This window comes from Kitasatospora sp. NPDC058046 (assembly GCF_042885595.1).
In the GTDB taxonomy this organism is placed as follows: domain Bacteria; phylum Actinomycetota; class Actinomycetes; order Streptomycetales; family Streptomycetaceae; genus Kitasatospora.
In genome coordinates this window covers 13884-35915 of the sequence record NZ_JBHVRS010000021.1, presented here as the reverse complement: position 1 = coordinate 35915, position 22032 = coordinate 13884, and the positions used below count along the sequence as shown (strand labels likewise).

Below are 22032 nucleotides of genomic sequence, written 5' to 3'. Positions count from 1 at the left end.
GCGGGGTGGCAGGCCGGCGCCCGGTGGCGCCGGCTCACGTCGGTTCCTGGGGCCCGTCCCGGGGGCCCGGGCCCCCGGGGGTGCGGGGGCGGCGGGCCCCGGTGGGGGCGCGGGGTGCCTCTGGTGCCTCTAGTAGGCGGAGGAGGAGTGGGCGTCGAGCTGGTGGACCTCGTCGCCGCGCAGGGCCGGGGAGAAGACGCACACCAGGCGCAGGTCCTCCTCGGGGCTGGCGACGAGGTAGTGGGCGTCGTGCTCGTCGAGGGCGTAGAGGCGTCCGGGGGTGATGGGGTGGGAGGTGCCGTCCATGTCGATGACCTCGCCGGAGCCGGCGATGCAGTAGCAGGCCTCGAGGTGGTTGCGGTACTCCAGGCGGGACTTGGTGCCGGCGTTGACGACGGTGTCGGTGAGGCTGTAGCCGAGGCCGTCGCTCTCCACCAGGAAGCGGCGGGACAGGCCGTTGCCCCACTCGACGGTCTTCACGTCGGCCAGGTCGCGGATCAGCATGCGGGTTGTTCCTCTCGGGTCGTGGTGCCGGCGGGGGTGGTGCGGGTGCCGGTGGTGCCGGTGGTGCCGGTGGTGCCGGTGGTGGTGCGGGGTCCGCCGGGCCGCTCCGGGAGGGCGGGGCGGGGGCGGAGGTCGGTGAGGTAGGCGCGCAACTCGTCGACGGGGTCGAGGCGTTCGGTCAGCGCGTGCTCGACGCGGGCGACGGCGGCGGAGCCGACGATCGCGGCGTCGGCGCCGGCGGCGGCGACGGCGGCCAGGTCGGCGGCGGCCTTGACGCCGAAGCCGACGGCGACGGGGGTCGCGGGGGCGGCGGTGCGCAGCGCGGTGACGGTGTCGGCGAGGGCGCGGTGGCCGTGTGCGGGGGTGGTGCCGGAGCGGCCGTAGTGGGCGACGAGGTAGACGTAGGCGTCGGTGGCGCCGTGGGCGGCGGCGGTGAGGACCTCGGGGGTGGAGGCGGGGTAGCAGGTGGTGACCTGGGGCAGGCCGGTGTGGTGCAGGGCGTGCTGCCAGGCGGGGCGCAGGCGCGGGGGCAGGGCGTGGACGAGCAGGGCGCGGGCTCCGGCGTCGCGGATGGCGGTGGCGGTGGCGGTGGGGTCGCGGTGGCGCAGGCTGTGGCTCCAGTCGGCGAGCAGGGCGACCTTGAGGTGGGTCAGGCGGGGGGTGAGGTCGGCGAGTTCGGCGAGGACGGTGTCCAGGGTGGTGCCGGCCGCCAGGGCGCGGGTGGCGGAGCGGCGGATGACGGGGCCGTCGGTGGGTGAGTCGGGGAAGGGGACGGCGAGTTCGAGGACGTCGACGCGCTGGTCGTCGAGCATGAGCGCGAGGTCGGTGAGGCGGCCGGCGGGGTCGCCGGCGTTGAGGAAGAGCGCCAGGCCCAGGTCGTCGCGGGGGAAGAGGGGTTCAGACACCGGCGGTCTCCCTGGGGCGGGTGGCCAGGCGCGTGGCCAGGGCGTGGGGGGCGCCGTCGGCGAGGGCGTCCAGGGCGGTGGTGTAGGCGGTGTGCCAGCGGGTGTGGCGGCCGGAGGCGAGGGCGAGGGCGGCGGCGTTGAGGGCGATGGTGTGGGTGGCGGTGGTTCCGGCGCGGCCGGCGAGGGCGCGTAGGAAGTGGCCGGTGAGGTCGTGGGGGTGGGGGGCGAGGTCGGCGAGGGTGCCTTCGGCGGGGGCGACGGCGCCGGCGGGCAGGTGGATGTCGCCGTCGGGGGTGTGGAGGGTGTTGTCGGCGAAGGGCAGGAGTTCGTCGGCGCCGGCGCTGTTGTGGGCGAGCCACACGGTGCGGGTGGTGGTGTTGGCGGCCAGGGGGCGCAGGGCGGCGAGGGCGGTGGGGGTGGCGGTGCCGGTGAGCTGGGCGGTGACGGGGACGGTGGCGAGCAGGGGGCCGAGGGTGTTGAGGAACGCGCCGAAGGGTTTGAGGGTGAGCGGGTAGAGGGTGCGGGCGAGGCGGGTGAGGGCGGGCGGGTAGACGTGGGGGCCGGCGAAGGCGATGTTGTGGCGGGCGAGGTGGTCGGCGGTGGCGGTGTGGCTGGAGGTGAGGGTGATGCCGAGGCGTTCGAGGAGGTCGACGGAGCCGGCGGCGCTGGTGTAGGCGCGGGAGCCGGTCTTGACGACGGGGATGCCGATGGCGGCGGCGGTGAGGGCGGCGGCGGTGGAGAGGTTGAAGGTGGCGGGTCCTCCGCCGGTGCCGACGATGTTGACGCTGCCGGGGTGGGCGGGGCCGGGGTCGGGGGTGCGTTCGGTGAGCGAGGTGTGCAGGGCGGTGAGGGTGTCGGGGTCGGGCAGGCGGGTGGTGAGGGCGGCCAGCAGGGCCGCTGCCTGGGCCCGGTCGCTGTCGGCCGGGCCCAGGGTGCGGTGTTCGAGCTGGTCCCACCACGAGCGCCAGGCCGCCAGGTCGACGGGGCGGGCGGCGAGGAGCGCGGTGAGGGCCTGGTGCATGGCTGTCAGCCGCCCACGGTGACGCCGGCGGCGGTGGCGGCGGTGGTGCGGCGTTCGGTGATGAAGGCGTCGATGGCGGCGACGGAGCGGAAGTTGTTGGGGTCGAGGTCGGTGTCGTCGACGGGGAGGGTGAAGTGGTCCTCGACCCAGGCGATGAGTTTGAGGACGCCGAGGCTGTCGATGACGCCGTCGGAGAGCAGGTCGTGGTCGTCGGCGAGCTGGTCGGGGGTGATGTCGGGCAGGAACTCGTCGATGAGGAACCGCTTGATCTGGGCGATGTTGCTCATGTCGGCAACTCCCTTGCGTCGGTGGCCTGGTGGCCGCTGATTGGATGGGATTGGGTGGTGGTGCGGGGTGTTACGGGGCGGGCAGGACGGCCTTGCGGTCGACCTTGCCGGTGGCGGTCTTGGGCAGGGGGGCGTCGTGGATGGCGAGCTTCTCGGGGACGGCGGCGCGCGGCAGGTTGCGGGCCAGGTGCTCGCGCAGGACGAGGCTGTTGAGGGTGGAGCCGGGGGTGCGCTGGACGGCGGCGTGCAGGCGTTTGCCGGTGAGCGGGTCGCTGGCGGCGGCGACGGCGGCTTCGCGCACGTCGGGGTGGGCGAGCAGGACGCGTTCGATCTCGGCGGTGTTGACGGCGACGCCGCGGACCTTGACCTGGAAGTCGGCGCGGCCGGTGAGGTGGACGCGCCCGGCCTCGTCGCGGGTGACGAGGTCGCCGGTGCGGAACCAGCGGCGGCCTTCGCCGGCGCCTTCGGGCTGGGTGGTGAAGCGTCCGGTGTCACGGGAGCGGTCGAGGTAGCCGGCGGCCTGGAAGGGGGTGGAGACGTAGAGTTCGCCGCTGCCGGGGCCGTCCAGGGGGGTGCCGTCGGCGGTGGCGACCAGGGTGCGCACGCCGGGCAGCGGGGTGCCGATGGGCACGGGCAGGGCGGCGGCGGCGTCCAGGCGGTCCAGGCGGTGCAGGAAGCTGTCGTTGGTCTCGGTGCAGCCGTAGATGTTGTACAGCTCGGCGCCGGGCAGCAGGGCGGGCAGGGCGGCGAGGGTGCGGGCGTCGATGGCGTCGCCGGTGAACGCGGCGTGCTCGACGCTGTCCAGGACGTGGGCGCCGGCGGCGGCCTGGACGAGCAGGGCGTAGGCGAGGGGGACGGCCTGCAGGACGTGGGGGCGGTGGCGGATGAGCTGGGCGAGCAGGTGGCGGGCGTTGAGGGCGTGGGCGGGGTCGATGAGCAGGCAGGTGCCGCCGGCGGCGAGGGTGGCCCACACGTCGAGCAGGGCGAGGTCGAAGTTGAGGGGCGCGTAGTTGGCGACGGTGCGGCCGGGGCCGAGGTCGAAGGTGTCGTGGGCCCAGGCGGTGAAGCGGTCGACGGCGCCCTGCGCGAGGGGGACGATCTTGGGCAGGTCGGTGGAGCCGGAGGTGGTGAGCATGAAGGAGGTGCCGGCCGCGAGGGTGGGCACCGGGGCGGGGTGGGGCAGGGCGGGCAGCCGGGGGGCGTCCTGGCCCAGGGGGGCGAGCAGGCGCCGCGCGCCGGCCTGGGCGAAGAGGGCGGCCAGCAGGGCGGGGGCGAGCTGCGGGGAGGGCAGCAGGAAGGGGCGGCGCTCCATCAGGCAGGCCAGCACCAGGGCGACCGCGGCGGGTGACTTGACGGCGTACAGGCCCACCGGTTCGCCCGGTGCCAGGTCGAGGGCGTTCAGGCGGGCGCGTTCGGCGTCGGCGGCCTGCGCGAGCTCCCGGTAGCTGACGCTCTGGTCGTGCCAGAGCAGGGCGGGGGCGTCGGGGCGGGTGCGGGCGTGGGCGGTGAACGCGTCGGGCAGGGCGAGCGGCGGCAGCGCGGTGTCCTGGACGGGGCGGCCGAACGGGGCCGTGGTGGGGGTGGTGGTCATGGCGTTCACTCCCCCGCCGGTGCGATGCGCGCCCAGCCGGCCTTGACGGCGGTGCCGGCCTCGGTGGCGATGGTGAAGCGCACCACGGTGCCCCGGTCGTGGGGCTGGAGGGTCAGGCGCAGTTCGGTGCCGGGGCGGGTGGGGGCGGCGAAGCGGGCGCCGAGCGCGGTGACGCGGGCGGGGTCGCCGCCGGCGTGGCGGTCGGTGATCTCCTCGGCGGCCAGGGCGACGAGGTGCATGCCGTGGGCGATGACGCCGGGGAAGCCGGCCGCGCGGGCGGCGTCGTCGTCGAGGTGGATGGGGTTGAGGTCGCCGGAGGCGTGGGCGTAGGCGCGGGTGTCGCCGGCGTCCAGCACGTGGGTGAGGACCAGGGGCGGGCCGTCGGGCACGGAGCCGGGGTGGGCGGCCGGCGGCAGGGCGCCGTACGGCTCGGTGCCGGTGGCGCCCAGCAGGAGCGCGGCGGTGGCGAGGTCGGCGAGCGGGGCGCCGGTGGCCGCGTCGGTGAGGCGGGTGGTCAGGGCCAGGCGGGTGCCGCGGGCCTCGCGGCGCACGGCGGCGACCTCGACGGCGACGTCGACGTCCCCCGCCGTGAGCGGGGCGTGGGTGCGGATCTCCTGGGCGAGGTGGACCACGCCGGTGAACCCGTGGTCGCCGGCGGTCAGCGCGCTGACGGTGTGCTGGGCGAGGGCGTGGGCGGCGACGAAGGGGTGCGCGGGGCCGGCCCCGGCGCGGGCGGGGGCGCCCAGGCGGGCGCGGGCCGCGGCCCGGTAGGCGGCCAGGTCCCGGTCGGTGACGTGCAGGCGGGTGCGCGACACCGGACCGGCGGGCGCGGTCACGGCGGGTACGGCCTGTCCGGCCTGTCCGGCGGGAGCAGCGGGTGCGGCTTGTGCGGCGGGTGCGGCTTGTGCGGCGGGTGTGGTCGTGGGTGCGGTCATAGCGGGGTCACCACCAGGGTCGTGTTGTGGCCGCCGAAGCCGAACGAGTTGGACAGGGCCGCGCCGGCGCGCACCGGGCGCGGCGCGGTGTGCACGACGTCGAGGTCCAGGCCCTCTTCGGTCTTCTCGTGGTTGGCGGTGGGAGGGACGGTGCGGGCGTTCATGGCCTCGATGGCGGCGATCAGCTCGACGGCGCCGGCGGCGCCGATCAGGTGGCCGATGGCGCCCTTGGTGGAGGTGACCGGCACGCCGTGGGGGCCGAACACGGCGCGCAGGGCGGCGGCCTCGGCCCGGTCGTTGTGCACGGTGGAGGTGCCGTGGGCGTTGACGTGGGCGATGTCGCCGGGCGCGAGGGCCGCGTCGGCGAGGGCGGCGCGCATCGCGGCCACCGCGCCGGCGCCGTCGGGGCGCGGGTTGGACAGGTGGTAGGCGTCCGCGCTCGCGCCGTACCCGGCGAGCAGCGCGTACGGGGTGCGGCCGCGGGCCCGGGCGTCGTCCAGGCGTTCCAGGACGAGGAAGCCGGCGCCCTCGCCCATCACGAAGCCGTCGCGGTCGGTGTCGAAGGGCCGTGAGGCGCGCCGGGGTTCGTCGTTGCGCAGGGAGTGCGCGCCGAGGTTGCCGAACGCGGCCAGGGTGACGGGGGTGAGGGTGGCCTCGCAGCCGCCGGCGATCACCACGTCGGCGCGCCCGGTCTCCAGCAGCAGGGCGCCGTGGCCGATCGCGTCCGCACTGGAGGCGCAGGTGGTGGCGATCGTCAGGGCGGGCCCGTTCCAGTGCAGGCGCATCGCGATCTGGGCGGCGGCCGCGTTGGGCATGGTGACCAGCGGCATCAGCGGGGAGACCCGCAGCGGCCCGTGCTCGGTGTACAGCGCGGACTCGCGGTCACTGGTGGTGCGTCCGCCCACGGCGGTGCCCACCACGATGGCGCTGCGCCCGGGTTCGGGTTCGGGGCGTCCGGCGTCGGCGTGGGCGGCGAGCGCGGCGAGGGTGCCGTAGTGGGCGAACGGGTCCAGGCGGCGGGCGTCCTTGGCGGGGACGAGGTCGTTGTCGGGCAGGTCGGTGACCCTGCAGCCCAGGCGCACCCGGTGGCGGGCCAGGGCGGGGTCGGTGAGGGCGGTGGCGGTGGAGCGCCCGGAGGCGACGGTGCGCCAGAGGTCCTCGACGGTGTGGCCGGCGGGGCTGACCACGCCGAGGCCGGTGACGGCGATCGGCGGCCGGTGGTGGGGGGCCATGGCTTCGTCTCCTTAGCGCGGTCGCGCGGGCGGCCCGGCGGTGGCAGCGGGGGCGGGGCGGGCTGGTCCGGGCCGGCCGGTCGGATCAGGCGGGCCGGTCCGGCCGGGCAGGCCGGATCAGGCGGGCGGGGCGGGCCGGATCGGGCGGGCCGGGCGGGTCAGATCAGGCCGGTCTGGGCGGCGGCGGTCAGGAACGCCTCGGCGGCGAAGTCGATGTCGGCGGCGGTGTGGCGGGCGGTGACGGCGATGCGCAGCCGGGCGAGGTCGTTGGGCACGGCGGGGGTGACGACGGGCAGGCCGATGACGCCGGCCTTGCGGCAGGCGGTGGCGTAGTCGTAGGCGGCGTCGTCGCTGCCGGCGATGACGGGCAGGACGGCGGTGGTGGAGTCCATGGTGGAGATGCCGGCGTCGTTGAGGCGGGTGCGCAGGCGCTGGGCCTGGGTCTGGGTGTGGGTGACGCGCTCGGGTTCGCGGCGCAGGATGCGCAGGGACTCCAGGGCGGCGCCGGTCTGGGCGGGGCCGAGGGCGGCGGAGAACAGGAACGGGCGGGCGGCGTAGCGCAGGTGGCCGATGAGGTCGTGGCTGCCGGCGATCCAGCCGCCCATGGAGGGGATGGCCTTGGAGAGGGTGCCGAGTTTGACGTCGACGCGGACCTTGTGGTCGAAGTGCTCCTCGATGCCGCCGCCGGTCTTGCCGATGACGCCCAGGGCGTGGGCCTCGTCGACCATGAGGAGGGCGTCGTAGCGGTCGCAGACCTCGCGCAGTTCGGGCAGCGGGGCGATGTCGCCGTCCATGGAGTAGACGCTGTCGACGATGACCAGGCGCACGCCGGTGGGGGCGGCGGCCTTGAGGCGGCGCTCGAGGTGGTCGACGTCGTTGTGGCGGAAGCGGGTGACGGTGGCACCGGACAGGCGGCAGCCGTCGACGATGGAGGCGTGGTCGTACTTGTCGATCAGGACGGTGTCGCCCTGGCCGACGAGGGCGCCGACGGTGCCGACGTTGGCGGCGTAGCCGGAGCCGAAGACCAGGGCGCGTTCGCGGCCGGCGAAGCGGGCGACCTCGGCTTCGAGTTCCTCGTGCAGGGGGATGGTGCCGGCCAGGGCGCGCACGCCGTGGTTGCCGGTGCCGTAGACGTCGACGGCGGCCTTGGCGGCGGCCACGACGCGTTCGTCGCCGGCCAGGCCGAGGTAGCTGTAGCCGGACATCATGAGCAGGCGCTCGCCGTCGAGGTCGCAGTAGGCGCTGTCGCGTTCCATGGTGTAGGCGACGAAGCTGTTGCGCCGGGAGGGGTCGGACTCCAGTGCGGCCACGCGGGCGTTCGTTGCGGCGAGCTTCGGCTCCAGGCGGTCCCATGCTCCGGTGGCGTTCACGGGTTTCTCCTTCACGGCGTCACGGTGTTCACGGCTTTTCACGGTTGTTCGCGGCTGTTTCGCGGTTGCGTGCGGCTGTTTCGCGGTTGTTCGGGGCTTTTCGCGGCTCGGGGTGTTTCTCGAAGCCTTCACGCGGGGTGCTCAAGGATGGCTACATTTCTACGGCAGGATGCGCAAGGCGTCCGCAATAGGCGCTTTCCTGGCCTGCGGGAACGCTCTGACGTGCGGAAACCTTGCGTCCACGACGCATTGACCGGCCGGTGGGTATGTTTCCGCAACCGGTGTTGACACCGCGCGATGCGGCGAATGTATGGTCGAAATCCGCCGAAACCGAACGGCTGGTCGGCGGTTTATTGTTCCGATCCGCAATTTCCCACGCCGACGGCCGGAACGGGCCGTCACTTCCGCTTTGGCTCGAGGGGGTTGGAGCTCGTGTTGAAAGGCTTCAGGGAAGACGGTCCGTCCGGTAGATCGGGGGCCCGCGCATGCTGATCCGCCTGACCGGTCTGGTGGCCGTCGAGCACGAGGACGGCGCCCCGCAGCACCTGTCCAGCGCCCAGGCCCAGGTGGCGTTCGCCCGCCTGGTGCTGGAGCGCTCCAGCGGCACCAGCCGCGACCAGCTGGCCGACACCATCTGGCCCGACGGCCTGCCCGACACCTGGGCCTCCGCGCTGCGCAGCGTGGTGAGCCGGGTGCGGGCGTTCGTCACCGATCCGGGGCAGGGGCCCGGTGCGACCCCGCTGATCTCCCAGGGCGGGCGGTACGTGCTGCGGCTGCCCGCGGACGCGGCGGTGGACCTGGAGGCGGCGGCCTCGGCGGTCGGCGAGGCCGGCGAGGCGCTGGCCGCGGGCGGCCACGCGGTGGCGCAGCAGCTGGCCGCGGGGGCGCTGGCGAACCTGCGCGGGGCGTTCCTGCCCGACCACGAGGGCGAGTGGGCGCAGGGGGTGCGCGAGCACGTGGAGGAGCTGCGCATCAGCGCGTTGGAGACCGCGAGCCTGGCGGCGTCGGCGCTGGGCGAGGAGCACCACGCGCTGCGCTGGGCGGACGAGGCGGTGCGCCGGGCGCCGTTCCGGGAGAGCGCCTACCGCTGCCGGATGGAGGCGCTGGCCGCCTCCGGCAACCGGGCGGAGGCGCTGCGCTGCTACCAGCAGCTGCGCCAGGTGCTGGCCGAGGAGCTGGGCATCGACCCGGCCGCCGAGACCCAGGAGCTCTACCTGGCGATGCTGCGCTCCCCCGTGCCGGCGGCGCCGGCGCCGGCGGCGGTGCGGGCGGTGGACCCGGTGCTGATGGGGATCTTCGAGCCGCTGGCGCTGACCCGCCTGGCCCGGGCGGCGCCGGCGCCGGTGCGCGCGGCCTGAGCCCGGGGCCCCGCGCCTGCGCCCGCGCCTGCCGCTGCCGTTGTGCCGCTGCGGCGTGCCCTGCCGGTCCCCGGTCCGGCGGGGCGCGCCGCCTGTCTCCGCGGGCCCTCTCCTTCCGGCCGCCGCCCCGGGCCGCGCGCCGTCGTGCCCGGCGGTCTTCGGCGGTCCCCGGTCGTCCTCGGCGGCCCTTTGCGGGGCCTCTCCCCCGTGCCGCCCGCCACGACGCGCCTCCTCTTTTCCGGCCGTCCTCGGCCGCGCACCGTCGTGCCCGGTGGTGCCCGGGCGGTCCTCGGCGGTCCGTCACGGGGCCCTCCCCGGCGCCGCGTCCCTCCCCCGCCGTGCCGCGCCGCGCATCCCCTCTTTCCCGGCCGTCCTCGGCCGCGCGCCGTCGTGCCCGGCGCTCCCGCGCGGTCCGCGGCCGGCCCCGTGCCGGGCGGCGGGGCGTGTTGCGCGGGTGTTGCGGTGGGTGTGGGCGGCGGGTGGGGCGCGGGGGCGGTCCGGGGGTCCGGCGCGCCTCCCGGGGGCGGAGGCCGGGGGCCGGGCGATCGTCCCTGGTAGCGTCGTGCTCGTGAAGTCGCGCACACGGCGCGGTTTTTGACTGTCGGACAGACGGGGGTCGAGTGTTGGGAAGGGGTGGTGGGTGTGGGGCGGGCACGCGTGGCGGCGCGGGTGATCGTGCACCCTGGTGTGGAGGACGTGAGCGTCCAGCAGGTGCTGGAGGCGCTCGCTGATCCGGCCCGCAGGACGGTGGTGCGCACGCTCGCGCACTCGGGGGCCGATCTCAGCTGCGGTTCCTTCGACCTGCCGGTGGGGCGTTCGACCTCCAGCCACCACTTCAGCGTGCTGCGCGAGGCGGGGCTGCTGCGCCAGTACTACGTGGGCACCACCAAGATGAACGCGCTGCGCAGCGAGGAGTTGGAGCGGCGGTTCCCGGGGCTGCTGGCGGCGGTGGTGGCCGCCGCCGACGCGGAGGCCCGCCGGGCCCCGGGGGCCTGAGGGCCCGCCGGCCCCGGCGGCGGCGGTTCGGCCTCGGGTGGTGGTTCAGTCGCCGACGGTCAGGACGATCTTGCCGATCTGGGTGCCGGCCTCCAGGTAGCGGTGGGCCTCGGCGACGGTGTCGAGGCCTTCGAAGACGCGGTCGACGGCGGGGGTGAAGGAGCCGTCGGCCAGGCCGGCGGTGACGAACGCGTGGGCGCGGCGCAGGCGTTCGTCGTCCCGGGTGACCTCGTGCATGGAGAAGAAGCGGCTGGTGACGGGGGCGAAGGTGTCCTGGCCGGGCATCGGGGTGTCGCGGGGGTCGAGGCGGCCGTAGACGGTCAGGCGTCCGCCGGGGGCCAGGGTGCGGGCGAGGGTCAGGACGCCGGGTCCGGCGACGGGGTCGAGGACGGTGCGCACGCCGGATCCGCCGGTGGCCGCGTCGACGCGGGCGAGGAGGTCGTCCTCGCCGGTGACGACGACCTCGGCGGCGCCGGCGTCCAGCAGGTGCCGGGCCTTGGCGCGGGTGCGGGTGGTGGCGATCGGGTGGGCGCCCAGGCGGCGGGCGGTGCGGATGGCGGCCAGGCCCACGCCGGAGGCGGCGGCGGTGATCAGCACGTGGTCGCCGGGGCGCAGGTGGCCGTCCTCGGCGAGGGCGCCGTAGGCGGTGAGGTAGGGCATCCACACGGCGGCGCCCTGGGCGGGGGTGAGGCCGGCGGGGTGGGGGACGGCGGCGCGGGCGGGGACCAGGACGTGGGTGCCGTAGACGCCGTAGTCGTTCTGGGAGAACGCGGGCACGGTGTCGACGCGGTCGCCGGGCGTGAAGGCGGTGACGCCCTCGCCGACGGCCTCCACGGTGCCGCTGGCCTCGTAGCCGAGGGTGGCGGGCAGGCGCGGCCGCTCCAGGTAGGTGCCGGCGCGGAAGAGGGCCTCGGCGCGGTTGAGGCCGATCGCGGCCACGCGCAGGCGCAGTTCGCCGGGCCCGGGTTCGGGCAGGGCGCGCTCGCGTACGGCCAGTACCTCCGGTCCTCCGGTGGTCTCGAAGACGACGGTCCTGGGCATGGCGGGCCCCTCCCCCTGGGTGCGGTGCGGATCGGCGTCCAGCCAACCCCGGGCGCGCCCCGCCTGTCAAACTTCGACACCTGTCGGAATAGAGGTCTTCTGTCCGTGGTTGTACGGGAGTTGACTCTTCGTCAGGCCTGCCCTGGGCGGGTCGGGCGGGGGCGGGGGCGTAGGCTTGCCGTCCATGATCGACGGTGGGGACTGGGGCCAGGGGTGGGACGGCACGCGCCGGTGGGTGGAGGGGCTCCTCGCGCCCGGTGAGCGCGTCACGGCGGTGAGCGCGCTCACGGGCGGGTGGACCTCGCGGATGCGCCGCGTGGACGTGGAGCGCCCGGGTGGCGCGGGCCCGTACGCGCTGGTGCTGCGCTCCTTCGTCAAGCTGTTCTACCGCCGCCACGCCCCGGGGCTGCTGGCCCGCGAGGCGGCGGTGCTGCGCCTGCTGGAGGGCGGCGGCGTCCCGGCGGCGCGCCTGCGCGCGGTGGACGGGTCGGGGGCGGTGTGCGAGCACCCGTCGCTGCTGATGACGCACCTGCCCGGCACCGTGCGGGTGGCCGAGGACGGGGAGGCGGGGCGGCGCGCGGGCCTGCTGGCCGCGCAGCTGGCCGCCGTGCACGCCCTCGACGTCGCCGAGGAGGACCGGCCGCGCGCCTGGCAGGCGTGGACGGCCCCCGAGCGCGTGGAGGTGCCCGGGGGCACCGCCCGCGCCGGGCTGTGGCGGCGGGCGGTGGAGGTGATCGGCGGCGCGGTGCCCGCGCACCGCTCCTGCTTCCTGCACCGCGACTTCCACCCCGGCAACGTGCTGTTCACCGGCGCGGGCGCCGACCTGGCCGTCAGCGGGGTCGTCGACTGGGTGGAGACGTCCTGGGGGCCGGCCGACCTGGACGTCGCCCACTGCTCCACCGCCCTGGCCCTGCTGCACGGCCCCGAGGCGGGCCTGGCCTTCGCCGACCGCTACACCGCCGCCGGCGGCCGCACCCTCGCCGCCGGCCGCGACCACCTGTACTGGCGGCTGCTGGACGCCCTCGCCTTCGCCCCGGACGCCCGGAAGGTCGCCGAGCCCTGGCGCGAGCTGGGACGCGCCGACCTGACGCCCGCCGTGCTGACGGGACGCCTGGAGGACTACCTGCAGGCCCTGTTCGACCGCTACGCCTGAACCCGGCCGCGCCCCGGACCCCCGGGGGTCCGGGGCGCGGGGTGCCCGGGCGGGTGCCGCGGTGCCGCCGCGACGCGGGCGGCGGGACGTGCCGCCGGCGCGTCAGCGGGCCGGGTACCACGCGCGGTACATGTCCAGGACGCGGTCGGCGGGCAGGGCGGGCATCTGCGTGACGAGGCCGTTGCGGCGGTCCACGATCAGGCAGCCCGCGCCCACGTTCGCGAGCGGGTCCGGGTCGGCGAAGACCGGGAAGGCCGGCCAGCCGAGCTCGAACTCCCGGAGCACGACGTCCACCGCGCCGAGGGGGCCGCCCCGGACGGCGCGGTGGCGGGCCAGGTCGCGGGCCCTGGCCTCGTCCGCCGGTTCGCCGGGGGGAAGCGGGGCCGGCGCGGCCGGGTCGAGGCGCCTCGGGCGCCGGCCCTCGACCAGGGCGACCAGGGCGCCGTCGAAGGAGTCGGCGACCTTCCACAGGTCGCCCCAGAACAGGTGGACGGCGCCCTCGGCGTCCATCGCGAGCCGCCCGCGTCCCAGGTCGTACTCCCCGACGGGCACCAGGTCCGGGCCGTACCTCGCGCCGTAGGCGCGCAGGCTCCGGTCCGCGTGGAGCCCGACCCCGGGATCGATCCGAAACGGCATCCGGGACATGTCCGCACCCGGCCCGTACTGGTGGACGGTCATGCCGCCGAACTCCCGCGGCACGGCCATCACGGGGGCCGGGAAGTACGCGGCCGGGTCTCCCCACGAGCGCAGCCAGGCCCGCAGTTCGTGCTCGGGCAGGCGGACGCCCTCGTACCAGCCGGCCGCGGTCAGGGCGTGGAGGACGGGGGCGGGGAAACGGGACGTCACAGCGCGGGCACCTCCACGACCCGCACGCCGAGCGCGTCGAGCGCGGGTGCGCACGACGAGCAGGGCGGGATCGGGCGCTCGTGCGCCGGATCGCCGGGCTCGCGCAGCAGGATGCCCGCGATCACCGCCCCGGACAGCAGCAGGCCCATGCGCTCGATGACCCGGTCGTGCCCGGGGTCGTGGACGCCTTCGGCGACGAGCGCCGCCCGCGCCTCGGCGGCGACCCGCGACAGCAGGACGACCTCCGGGCAGCGCCCGTGGAACAGCGAGCGCATCGCGGGCGCGGTCCGGTCCGGCAGGCTCCGCACGGCCGGGTGCGCGTCCGTCGTGGCGGTGTGCGTGCTGGTCGCCGTCACCGCCTCGGCCCCGGGGCGCAGCAGTGCGGCGCCGACGCCCGGCGGTATGTCGTCGTCGGACATGGTGCGGCATCAACTCGTCTCGTGTCGTGGCCGGGTGCGGCGCGCGGGAGCGCCGCGACGGCCGGTGGCGGGGGCCGGTGACACGGTAGCGGTGGTCCGCGGCGGGCCGCCGGGGTTCCCGCGTGCGGGCCGCGCGGGCGGCGCGGGTACGGGCGGGGGTCGGGGGCCGGCGGGCGGGTGCGCCCCCTGCCCGGGGCGGGGCAGGGGGCGCGGGCCGGCGGGGCCGGTCAGGGGGCCGGGGCGGGCCGGGGCTCCTCGTGCCGCGGCTCGTCCTGCCGCGGCTCGTCCTGCTGGTCGGGCCGGGGCTGCCGGGGCGGGTCCAGGCGGCGGCGCAGGAGGACGGCGGCCAGGGCGGCGGCGGCGAGGGCGGCGCCGGCCAGGGGCAGGTGGCGGGGGCCGGCGGTGGTGACGACGGCTCCGCCGAGGGTGGTGCCCAGGGTGATGCCGAGGTTGGAGAAGGAGATGAAGAGGCTGTTGCCGAACTCGGGGGCGTCGGTGGCGTCGCGGGCGAGCCAGGCCTGGGCGACGGCGAGGCCGCCGGAGTGGACGGCGCCCCAGAGCAGGACGGCGGCGAGCATGGGCAGGGGGTGGGGGCCGGCGGCGTCGACCAGGAGGTAGAGGGCGAGGTAGAGGAGCGGGTAGGCGGTGACGGTGCGTACGAGGCCGCGTTCCAGCAGGCGGCCGAAGAGGATGTTGCCGGCGGTCATGACGACGCCGAAGGCCATCAGGACGGGGCCGGTGAGGGAGGGGGCGAGGCCGGTGACGCTCCCCAGGTACTCGGCGATGTAGCCGTAGCCGCTGAACATCGCGGCGAACACCAGGGTGACGGCGGCGACGGCCAGCCACAGCCGGGGCCGGCGCAGGATGCCCAGCTGTCCGGCGTAGGTGGGCGGCGCGGTGTCGGGCAGGTCGGGGAAGAAGGCGAGGACGCCGGCGCAGGCGAGGAGGTTGACGGCGCCGGCGGCCCAGAACGCGGCGGGCAGGGAGATGTGCTCGGCGAGGTAGGAGGTGACGGGCACGCCGAACGCGAAGCCGGCGCTGACGCCGGCGAAGACGGTGGTGGCGGCGCGGGCGGCCTTGCCGGGCGCGGCCAGGCGGGTGGCGGCGGTCAGGGCGAGGGCGAAGAAGACGGGGTGGAGCAGCGCGGGCAGGATCCGGAACGCCAGGACGAGCGGGAAGGAGTGGCCGAGCGCGTAGACGGCGTTGGAGACGGCGAAGAGGGCGAGCGCCGCGGCCAGGACGGTCTTGCGGCGCAGCCGGGAGGCGAGCAGGACGCCGACGGGGCCGGTGGCGGCGACGGTGAGGGCGAAGGCGCCGACCAGCCATCCGGCGGCGGCGGGGGTGACGTGCAGGCGTTCGGCCAGGGAGGGCAGGACGCCGACGACGCCCATCTCGGTGGTGATGATGCCGAACACGCCCAGTGCCAGGACCGGGACGGCCAGGGCGTTTCGGGCGGGAGCGGTGCGTGGCACGACAGCCTCCATTGGATACACAAATCTAGATAGTTGGATGCGTTTGGGTCGAAGAAAAGGGGGCGCCGGGCGGGCGCCCCCCGAAGCGGGGTGGGACGGGGTCAGAGTTCGTCGCGCACGTACGCGGCGAAGGCGGCGATGGTCTCCTCGTCGCGCCGGTAGAACGTCCACTTGCCGACGCGCTCGGACACCAGCAGCCCGGCCTCGCGCAGGATCTGGAGGTAGCCGGAGACCACCGACTGGGACAGCCCCGAGCGCTCCTGGATGTCGGTGACGCACACGCCGATGTGGAAGCCGACGCCGCGCTCGCGGTAGTACGGCTCGTCGAAGTAGCGCTCGGGCGTCTTGAGCCAGCGCAGGAAGTCCGCGCGCGCCGGGTTGGCGAGCGCCTTGTGCACGGCCAGCGGGTCCAGGTCCACCGCACACGCTCCTTCCGCCGTCCGGCCCCTCGGGACGTATCTAATATTCTGGATACGATCCGGGGTGTCAAGGCGGGGCGCCCTCGGGGGCCCGCCCGGGGCGGGGGTCAGTGGTACTGGGCGATCTGGAGGAGGTTGCCGCAGGTGTCGTCCAGGACGGCGGTGGTCACCGGCCCCATGGCCAGCGGCGCCTGGGTGAAGCGCACGCCCAGGGCGCGCAGGCGCTCGTACTCGGCGTGCACGTCGTCCACGGCGAAGGAGGTGGCGGGGATGCCGTCGGCGGCCAGGGCCGCGACGTAGGCCCTGGCGGCGGGGTGCCGGTCGGGCTCCAGGAGCAGCTCGGTGCCGTCGGGCTGTTCGGGCGACACGACGGTGAGCCAGCTGTGGTCGCCGAGCGGGACGTCGGCCTTCTTCACGAACCCCAGCACGTCGGTGTAGAAGCGCAGGGCCTTGTCCTGGTCGTCGACGAAGACGCTGGCCAGGTTGATCCTCACGGGGGGCTCCCTCGGGTGGCTCGGGCCCGGGTGGTTCGGGCCCGGGCGGGCGGGTGGGCGGCGGTGCGCGCGGGCGGGCGGGGCCGCGCGGCGCGTTTCGCACTCCACCGTCGGCCACCGCCCGGCCGCGGGCAAGCCGCGCGGGACGCGGGGCGGGGTGGGACGGGCCGCGGACTGACGGGTCGGCAGCCGGCGGGCGGGTGGCGGGCGGTGCGCGCCGGGCGGCGCGCGGCCCGGGGCCGCGGTGGCGCGGGTGGCACGGCGGCGCGCCGGTGGTTCACTCGCACGAGTGATTGTGACGCTGTGCGCAACGGCGGACACTCTGGGTATCCGGAGGGCTCGTGGGGGGCCCTCCCGGCGCAGGGAGTGCCGCCATGGCCGCAGTCGAACCTTCCGCCTCCGAGGTCCCGCAGATCACGCACAGCTCGCTGCCCGCCGGCCGGGACGAGGGCCTCGCGGCCATCGGCGGCAACGTCGGCTCCGTGAACCGGGCCTGGTGGACGTGGAGCCCGGGCAACGGGACCTTCAACCTCCAGCTGTCCTGGAACGTCATCGGGATCGACTCGACGGTCGTCATCACGGCCTCCGAGATCGACTCCAACGGCAACCGGTTCGTCGGCGCCGCGGCCTTCCAGGTCTCGAGCATCGCCCCGGGCAACGGCGTGGTGACCTTCAAGATCAGCATCGGGTGGAACAGCCCGCTGCCGATGCGCACCGACGTCGTGGTCTTCAACTGACCCGGCCGCCCGGACCGGCGCCCGCACCCGTACGGTGACGGCCCGCCCGGCAAGGCGCCCGCGGACCCCTCCGCGGGCACCGCGGGGCGGGCGCCTTCCCGGATACCGCGGGGCGACCGGGAGGGCGGCGCGGCCCGACGGCGCCGCAGGGGTCAAGCCGTGGCGGGGGCGCCGCCGGGAGCGGGGGCGCGCACGACGGCGTCCAGGGCCGGGGCGATGACGGCGAAGCAGCTCCCGGTCAGCGCGGCGGGGTCCACCGCCGCGCCGCCACCGCCACCGGAGGCGCCACCGGCAGCGTCGTCGTCGGCACTCCAGCGCTGGAGCACCGTGTGGAAGGCCGCCAGCGCCATGTCCGCGGCCAGCCGCGGGTACAGCTCGCGCCCGGCGTCCAGGCCGAGGCGGGCGGCGAGCTCCTCGGCGAGGTCGTCGCGCCACTGCGCCTGGCGCTCCAGGAAGCGCGCGAGCAGGGCGGGGGTGGACAGGACCAGCCGCACCACCTGGCGGGCGCGCTCCTCGTGGCCGGCGCAGTCCTCGACGCTGCGCCACACCGCGTGCCGCAGCGCCACCGAGGGCGCCTCCCCCGCCGGGCGGCGGGCCAGCTCCTCGCGCATCGCCGCGCCGAGCGCGCCCAGGAACCGGACGACCACGTCCTCCTTGGACGCGAAGTAGCGGAAGAACGTCCGCTTGGACACCCCCGCGGCGGTGGCGATCTCGTCCACCGTGACGGCGTCGAACCCGCCGCCCGCCAGCAGCTCCAGCGCCGCCCGCGTCAGCTCGTCGGCCACGAGCTGGCGTTTGCGCTGGGCCAGGGTGGCGGCGGGTCGGGAGGTCACCGCCCCATCCTAGCTCCCACGCCACACACGACGCCCAATGCCCATCTTGACACTTGGTGACAGGAAGGGCACCTTGAGCCGTATGAGTCGTACGCCCCGAAGCAACCACGCCCCCGACCACAGCCCCGCCCCCGCGCCGGACCCCGGCCCGGAGCCGCAACCGGACCTGGACGGGCGGGTGTTCGTCGTCACCGGCGCCGCGAGCGGCCTGGGCCTGGCCACCACCGACGCCCTCGCCCGCCGCGGCGCCCGCGTCGTACTCGCCGTACGCGACGAGGACAAGGGCCGGCGCGCCGCGGCCCGCGTGAGCGCCGCCCACCCCGCCGCCCGCCTGGAGGTACGCCGCCTGGACCTCGGCGACCCCCGCTCCGTGCACGCCTTCGCGACCCGCCTGCGCGCCGACGGCGTCCACCCCGACGTCCTGGTCAACAACGCCGGCGTCATGGCACCCCCGCGCACCCTCACCCCGCACGGCCACGAGCTCCAGTTCGCCGTCAACCACCTCGGCCACTTCGCCCTCACCGCCCACCTGATCGACCTGCTCGCCCAGGGCCGCGACCCCCGCGTGGTCACCGTCACCTCCGCCAACCACCGCCGCGCCCGCGTCGACTTCGACGACCTCACCGGCGAGCGCGCCTACTCCCCCATGGGCCACTACAACCAGTCCAAACTCGCGGGCGCCCTCTTCGCCCTCGAACTCCACCGCCGCCTGAGCGCCGCCCGCAGCCCCGTGCGCAGCGTGCTCGCCCACCCCGGCTACGCCGCCACCGCCCTGCCCCGCGCCGGCGCCGTCGCACCGGTGCGGCTGCTGTTCGGGCGCCTGCTGCGCCCGCTCGCGCAGACGCCCGCCCGCGGGGCGCTGGCGCAGCTGCACGCGGCGACCGCCCCCGGGGTGCGCGGCGGGGAGCTGTACGGGCCGGGCGGACCGGGCGAACTGCGCGGGGCCCCGGCGCTGACCTCGCCCGCCCCTCGCGCCCAGGACCCGCGGGCGGGCCGGCGGCTGTGGGAGGTGTCGCAGGAACTGACCGGGCTGCGGTTCACCGTGCCCGCGGCGGACGGCGCCTGACCCCGGGGCGGGAGGGGGTGAGGGGAGGTCACGACCGGCGCGGCGCGGTGGGGCGCAGCGGGGCACGGGGGGACCGCGCTACGGCAGCGGACACGGCCCGACGGCGACGGCGGCCGGGGCCGCGGCGGCAGGCGCGCCCGCGGGTGCCGCCTCCCCCGTGACCGGGCGGCAGGTCCCGGCCCACCCGTCGCCCGCCCCCGTCCGCCGGGAACGCCGGACCGGTCCCGGCCAGGGGGCGGCCGGACACCACCGGCGCAGGGCGCGGCCGTACGGCGGGCGGGGGCGTGTGGTGGGCGGGTTGACGGTCTGTGCGGCGGGGCCCGCGGGGTGGGCCCCGTGCGGGCCGGTTCGCCGCTTCCCTGTCCGGGTCCCTGTTCCCGCTTCCCGCTGCCGTTTCCTGTTCCGGCCGGTCGGGGTGTCCGGTATTGGCGGTCGCCCCGGGCGGGGGTGGGGGCGGGCAGTAGGATCGGCGGCGTTGCATCCCGTACACACTGCTGGTAGGAGGCTTTTCATGGCTCAGGTCACGCTGAAGGGGAACCCGGTGCAGGTCGGTGGCGCGCTGCCGGCCGCCGGCAGCCAGGCGCCGTCGTTCACGCTGGTCGGCGAGGGGCTCGCGGACGTGTCGCTGAAGGACTTCGCGGGTCGGCGCAAGGTCCTGAACATCTTCCCCAGCATCGACACCCCGACCTGCGCGACCTCGGTGCGCACGTTCAACGCCAAGGCGGGTTCGCTGGAGAACACCGTGGTGCTGTGCGTGTCGGCGGACCTGCCGTTCGCGCAGGCCCGGTTCTGCGGCGCGGAGGGCCTGGAGAACGTCAAGACGCTGTCCACCCTGCGCGGGCGGGACTTCCACGACGTCTACGGTGTGGCGATCGCCGACGGTCCGCTGGCCGGGCTGACGGCGCGCGCGGTCGTCGTCCTGGACGAGAACGACACCGTCCTGCACACCGAGCTGGTCGCGGAGATCGCCGACGAGCCGAACTACGAGGCCGCGCTCGCCGCCCTCGTCTGACCGGCCGGCACCGCGCCCGCGGTGCCGACCCCTTTTGTGGTGCGGCGGCCCGCCCCCCGCGTCCCGCCCGTCCCCGCTCCGGCGGGACGGGCAGGACGGGGGGCGGGCCGCCGTCGCTTTTGCCCGTCCCGGACGCGCCGGGCGGAGGACGACCGCCGTGGCGGGCGTCCCGTGGCGGGCGTCCCGCGGCGGGCGTCTCGTGGCGGGCGTCTCGTGGCGGGGCGCCGGGGCAGCCGGTTCAGGCGGCCAGGGTGTCCTTCAGCCAGGGGGCGATCAGGGCCATCGCCTCGCCGAAGCGGGAGACGGCGCAGTGGCCGGTGTCCGGGATCAGTTCGACGCGGGTGTCGCGGCGGCCCTCGAACACCAGGGTGTCGGCCTGGGGGACGTGGACGTCCTCGGTGCCGTTGACGACCAGCATCGGCCCGTTGGCGTCCCGGTCCAGCAGCGGGCGCAGGTCGAATCCGGCGAAGGCCGCGTCGAGTTCGGCCCTGGTGGGCGCGGTGTCGAAGCCCAGGGCGTTGCCGACGATGCCGTCCATGCCGAAGGCGAAGCCGCGGCCGGGGGCGAAGGCGCGCTCGACCGGGCCGCCGAGCACCACGGAGGCGTCCACCGCCCCGGTCAGCCCGGTGCGGGCGGAGTAGTAGCCGCCCATCGAGATGCCGAAGTGGCCGACCCTCCCGTTGCCGACCGCGCGGGCGAAGGCGACCAGTGCGGCGATCACCTCGTCCCCGCCGTGCGGGGTCATCGGCAGGTGGGCGCTCTCGCCGGTGCCGGGGAGGTCGAACAGCAGCAGCCGCGCCGGCAGGGCGAACGCGAGCTGCTCCCACATGCCGTGCAGGTCGGTCTTCCAGGAGTCCACGCCGCCGCTGGCCAGGACGAGGGGCGCGTCGGCGGGCAGGCCGGGGGCGGCCATCAGGTGGACCGGCACGGCGGCCTCGCCGCCGCGGTGGGGGACGGTGAGGACGCGGCGCTCGAACTCCACCGGGAAGCCGGGGGCGGCGAGGACGTACTGCTCGACCTGGCGGGCGAGCGCGGTGCGCTTGGGCCCGTCGGCGAGGGAGGGGAACTTGGCCCAGCCGTACGCCTGCGCGGCCTCGCGGTGGCGCCCGGCGGCGGCGTGGCGGGCGGCGAGGGCGGACCACTCGTACACCCAGCCGCCGGGCCGGTCGGGCCACATCACGGTGACGGCGGCGCGGACCGCGTCCACCTCGCCGGCGGGCAGGCCGAGGGTCATCTGCGGGTAGCGCTCGACGAACAGGTCCCGCGGGTCCAGGGGCCAGGTGAAGGACATGGTGGTGCCTCCTGTCGCACTCAAGCTTCTTAAAGCCGGAACACTTGCGTTAACGACTATGCGCCCGCACCGGCGCCTAACGCAAGCGGCCCTGCGTTAGTGTGGTGGCCGAGGTGATCGACATGACCGAACACGAGCCACACCCGCAGCCGCACCCGGAGTCGGAGCCGCAGCCGGTGCGCCGCCGCCCGGGCGGGCGCGCCGCGCGCGTGCGCCAGGCCGTCCTGGACGCCGCCGCGCAGGTACTGGCCGAGGAGGGCGTCGACCGGCTCACCGTCGCCGGGGTCGCGGCCCGCGCCGGCGTCAACGAGACCACCGTGTACCGGCGTTGGGGCACCCGGGAGAAACTCGTCCTGGACGCCATGCTCACCGGCAGCAACGAGGGCGTCCCCGTCCCCGACACCGGGGCCGTCCGCACCGACCTGGCCGCCTTCGCCCGCGCCCTGGCCCGCTACCTCGCCACCCCCACCGGCCGCTCCGTCGCCCGGGCCGCCGCCCTCAGCGCCGACGACCCCGACCTCGCCGAGGCCTGGCAGACCTTCTGGCACTCCCGCCTCGACCAGGCCGGCGCCATCATCGCCCGGGCCGTGGACCGCGGGGAACTCCCCCCGGACACCGACACCGCCCTGGCACTGGAACTGCTCTGCGCCCCCCTCCAGACCCGCTGCCTGCTCGGCCACCGCCCCGACGAACCGGACCTGCCCGAACGCCTGACGGACCTGGTCCTCGACGGCCTGACGGGCGGGAACCGGGCCACCGCCCCCCGGCACCGCCCCTGACACCGGCCGCCCCTCCCCCGGCCCCGGCCCCGGCCCGGCGAAGGGGGCGCCGTCGGCCCGACGGCATGCCCGCGCACGCCGGGCAGGACGACCACTCCCCCGGAACCGGACGAGCGGCCCCGGAACAAGGTCCTGGCCCACGTCCTGCGACCGGTGACGGTACGCAACGGGTCACGTGTTCCCACCGGGCCCGTAGCGGGTTCCGGGCGGCCAACAGCCGGCGGCCGCGACGCAACCACGCTCCCTGTTCAGGGAGTTGCCGTTCCCGTCG

General features: G+C 76.3%; 23 protein-coding genes. 7 read left to right on the top strand and 16 right to left on the bottom strand.

Features of this window, described 5'->3' with window-relative positions; genetic code table 11:
* Positions 1 to 129: 129 nt before the first annotated feature.
* The 8 genes from ACFVU7_RS33330 to ACFVU7_RS33295 all read right to left on the bottom strand — a co-directional run bounded on the left by ACFVU7_RS33330 (position 130) and on the right by ACFVU7_RS33295 (position 7845).
* Positions 130 to 504 carry an ectoine synthase gene (locus ACFVU7_RS33330; protein ID WP_049656703.1) on the bottom strand — a complete coding sequence of 125 codons (375 nt, stop codon included), beginning with the start codon at positions 502 to 504 and terminating at the stop codon, positions 130 to 132.
* Positions 498 to 1409 (bottom strand): tryptophan synthase subunit alpha, encoded by a 912-nt coding sequence (gene trpA / locus ACFVU7_RS33325; RefSeq protein ID WP_388048790.1) that lies wholly within the window; start codon positions 1407 to 1409, stop codon positions 498 to 500. The genes ACFVU7_RS33330 and trpA overlap by 7 nt, the downstream gene beginning before the upstream one ends.
* Positions 1402 to 2430 (bottom strand): hypothetical protein, encoded by a 1029-nt coding sequence (locus ACFVU7_RS33320; protein ID WP_049656702.1) that lies wholly within the window; start codon positions 2428 to 2430, stop codon positions 1402 to 1404. The genes trpA and ACFVU7_RS33320 overlap by 8 nt, the downstream gene beginning before the upstream one ends.
* 5 nt (positions 2431 to 2435) lie before the next feature.
* Positions 2436 to 2717 (bottom strand): acyl carrier protein, encoded by a 282-nt coding sequence (locus tag ACFVU7_RS33315; protein WP_049656700.1) that lies wholly within the window; start codon positions 2715 to 2717, stop codon positions 2436 to 2438.
* A gap of 70 nt (positions 2718 to 2787) precedes the next feature.
* A complete protein-coding gene (locus ACFVU7_RS33310; protein WP_388048788.1) occupies positions 2788 to 4308 on the bottom strand; it encodes an AMP-binding protein in 1521 nt (506 codons plus the stop codon).
* Between the two features lie 5 nt (positions 4309 to 4313).
* A complete protein-coding gene (locus ACFVU7_RS33305; RefSeq protein WP_388048786.1) occupies positions 4314 to 5243 on the bottom strand; it encodes a MaoC family dehydratase in 930 nt (309 codons plus the stop codon).
* Positions 5240 to 6475, bottom strand: coding sequence for a beta-ketoacyl-[acyl-carrier-protein] synthase family protein (locus tag ACFVU7_RS33300; RefSeq protein WP_388048784.1), 1236 nt, complete (start codon positions 6473 to 6475; stop codon positions 5240 to 5242). Before ACFVU7_RS33300 ends, ACFVU7_RS33305 begins: the two co-directional genes overlap by 4 nt.
* Before the next feature lie 158 nt (positions 6476 to 6633).
* On the bottom strand, positions 6634 to 7845 hold the full coding sequence (locus ACFVU7_RS33295) for an aminotransferase class I/II-fold pyridoxal phosphate-dependent enzyme (protein WP_049659474.1): 1212 nt from the start codon (positions 7843 to 7845) through the stop codon (positions 6634 to 6636).
* Between the two features lie 485 nt (positions 7846 to 8330).
* Between ACFVU7_RS33295 and ACFVU7_RS33290 the strand changes: the two genes are divergently transcribed.
* Both ACFVU7_RS33290 and ACFVU7_RS33285 read left to right on the top strand, forming a co-directional pair.
* On the top strand, positions 8331 to 9203 hold the full coding sequence (locus tag ACFVU7_RS33290; RefSeq protein ID WP_049659476.1) for a bacterial transcriptional activator domain-containing protein: 873 nt from the start codon (positions 8331 to 8333) through the stop codon (positions 9201 to 9203).
* A 696-nt stretch (positions 9204 to 9899) separates the two neighbouring features.
* Positions 9900 to 10199 (top strand): ArsR/SmtB family transcription factor, encoded by a 300-nt coding sequence (locus ACFVU7_RS33285; protein ID WP_375874208.1) that lies wholly within the window; start codon positions 9900 to 9902, stop codon positions 10197 to 10199.
* 45 nt (positions 10200 to 10244) lie between these two features.
* On the opposite strand, the gene ACFVU7_RS33280 is transcribed toward ACFVU7_RS33285, so the two are convergent.
* Positions 10245 to 11240 (bottom strand): zinc-dependent alcohol dehydrogenase family protein, encoded by a 996-nt coding sequence (locus ACFVU7_RS33280; protein WP_388048782.1) that lies wholly within the window; start codon positions 11238 to 11240, stop codon positions 10245 to 10247.
* Between the two features lie 184 nt (positions 11241 to 11424).
* On the opposite strand from ACFVU7_RS33280, the gene ACFVU7_RS33275 reads away from it, so the two are divergent.
* A complete protein-coding gene (locus tag ACFVU7_RS33275; protein ID WP_388048780.1) occupies positions 11425 to 12393 on the top strand; it encodes a phosphotransferase family protein in 969 nt (322 codons plus the stop codon).
* Between the two features lie 102 nt (positions 12394 to 12495).
* Here ACFVU7_RS33275 and ACFVU7_RS33270 read toward each other — a convergent pair whose 3' ends face one another.
* The 5 genes from ACFVU7_RS33270 to ACFVU7_RS33250 form a co-directional block, all read right to left on the bottom strand.
* A complete protein-coding gene (locus tag ACFVU7_RS33270; RefSeq protein WP_388048779.1) occupies positions 12496 to 13239 on the bottom strand; it encodes an SUKH-3 domain-containing protein in 744 nt (247 codons plus the stop codon).
* Positions 13236 to 13658, bottom strand: coding sequence for a YwqJ-related putative deaminase (locus ACFVU7_RS33265; RefSeq protein ID WP_388048778.1), 423 nt, complete (start codon positions 13656 to 13658; stop codon positions 13236 to 13238). The genes ACFVU7_RS33270 and ACFVU7_RS33265 overlap by 4 nt, the downstream gene beginning before the upstream one ends.
* A gap of 227 nt (positions 13659 to 13885) precedes the next feature.
* Positions 13886 to 15130, bottom strand: a complete 1245-nt coding sequence (locus tag ACFVU7_RS33260) for an MFS transporter (protein ID WP_388048777.1) — start codon at positions 15128 to 15130, stop codon at positions 13886 to 13888.
* Between the two features lie 101 nt (positions 15131 to 15231).
* Complete coding sequence (locus ACFVU7_RS33255) at positions 15232 to 15549, bottom strand: helix-turn-helix transcriptional regulator (protein ID WP_198959518.1); 318 nt, start codon at positions 15547 to 15549, stop codon at positions 15232 to 15234.
* A 107-nt stretch (positions 15550 to 15656) separates the two neighbouring features.
* Complete coding sequence (locus tag ACFVU7_RS33250) at positions 15657 to 16043, bottom strand: VOC family protein (protein WP_049660971.1); 387 nt, start codon at positions 16041 to 16043, stop codon at positions 15657 to 15659.
* Positions 16044 to 16417: 374 nt separating this feature from the next.
* Between ACFVU7_RS33250 and ACFVU7_RS33245 the strand changes: the two genes are divergently transcribed.
* Positions 16418 to 16780, top strand: a complete 363-nt coding sequence (locus tag ACFVU7_RS33245) for a hypothetical protein (RefSeq protein WP_049661667.1) — start codon at positions 16418 to 16420, stop codon at positions 16778 to 16780.
* A gap of 152 nt (positions 16781 to 16932) precedes the next feature.
* On the opposite strand, the gene ACFVU7_RS33240 is transcribed toward ACFVU7_RS33245, so the two are convergent.
* The gene (locus ACFVU7_RS33240) at positions 16933 to 17613 is read right to left on the bottom strand and encodes a TetR family transcriptional regulator (RefSeq protein WP_388048775.1); all 681 of its coding nucleotides are present in this window, start codon (positions 17611 to 17613) and stop codon (positions 16933 to 16935) included.
* A gap of 82 nt (positions 17614 to 17695) precedes the next feature.
* Between ACFVU7_RS33240 and ACFVU7_RS33235 the strand changes: the two genes are divergently transcribed.
* Together ACFVU7_RS33235 and tpx are read left to right on the top strand one after the other, a co-directional pair.
* Positions 17696 to 18679 (top strand): oxidoreductase, encoded by a 984-nt coding sequence (locus ACFVU7_RS33235; RefSeq protein WP_388048773.1) that lies wholly within the window; start codon positions 17696 to 17698, stop codon positions 18677 to 18679.
* Positions 18680 to 19190: 511 nt separating this feature from the next.
* A complete protein-coding gene (gene tpx, locus ACFVU7_RS33230) occupies positions 19191 to 19691 on the top strand; it encodes a thiol peroxidase (protein ID WP_049659074.1) in 501 nt (166 codons plus the stop codon).
* Between the two features lie 238 nt (positions 19692 to 19929).
* Here the strand turns inward: tpx and ACFVU7_RS33225 are convergent, their stop codons facing one another.
* Positions 19930 to 20982 carry an alpha/beta fold hydrolase gene (locus ACFVU7_RS33225; protein ID WP_388048771.1) on the bottom strand — a complete coding sequence of 351 codons (1053 nt, stop codon included), beginning with the start codon at positions 20980 to 20982 and terminating at the stop codon, positions 19930 to 19932.
* A 122-nt stretch (positions 20983 to 21104) separates the two neighbouring features.
* Here ACFVU7_RS33225 and ACFVU7_RS33220 point away from each other — a divergent pair, with 122 nt between their 5' ends.
* Positions 21105 to 21761, top strand: coding sequence for a TetR/AcrR family transcriptional regulator (locus ACFVU7_RS33220; protein WP_388048769.1), 657 nt, complete (start codon positions 21105 to 21107; stop codon positions 21759 to 21761).
* Positions 21762 to 22032 lie beyond the last annotated feature (271 nt).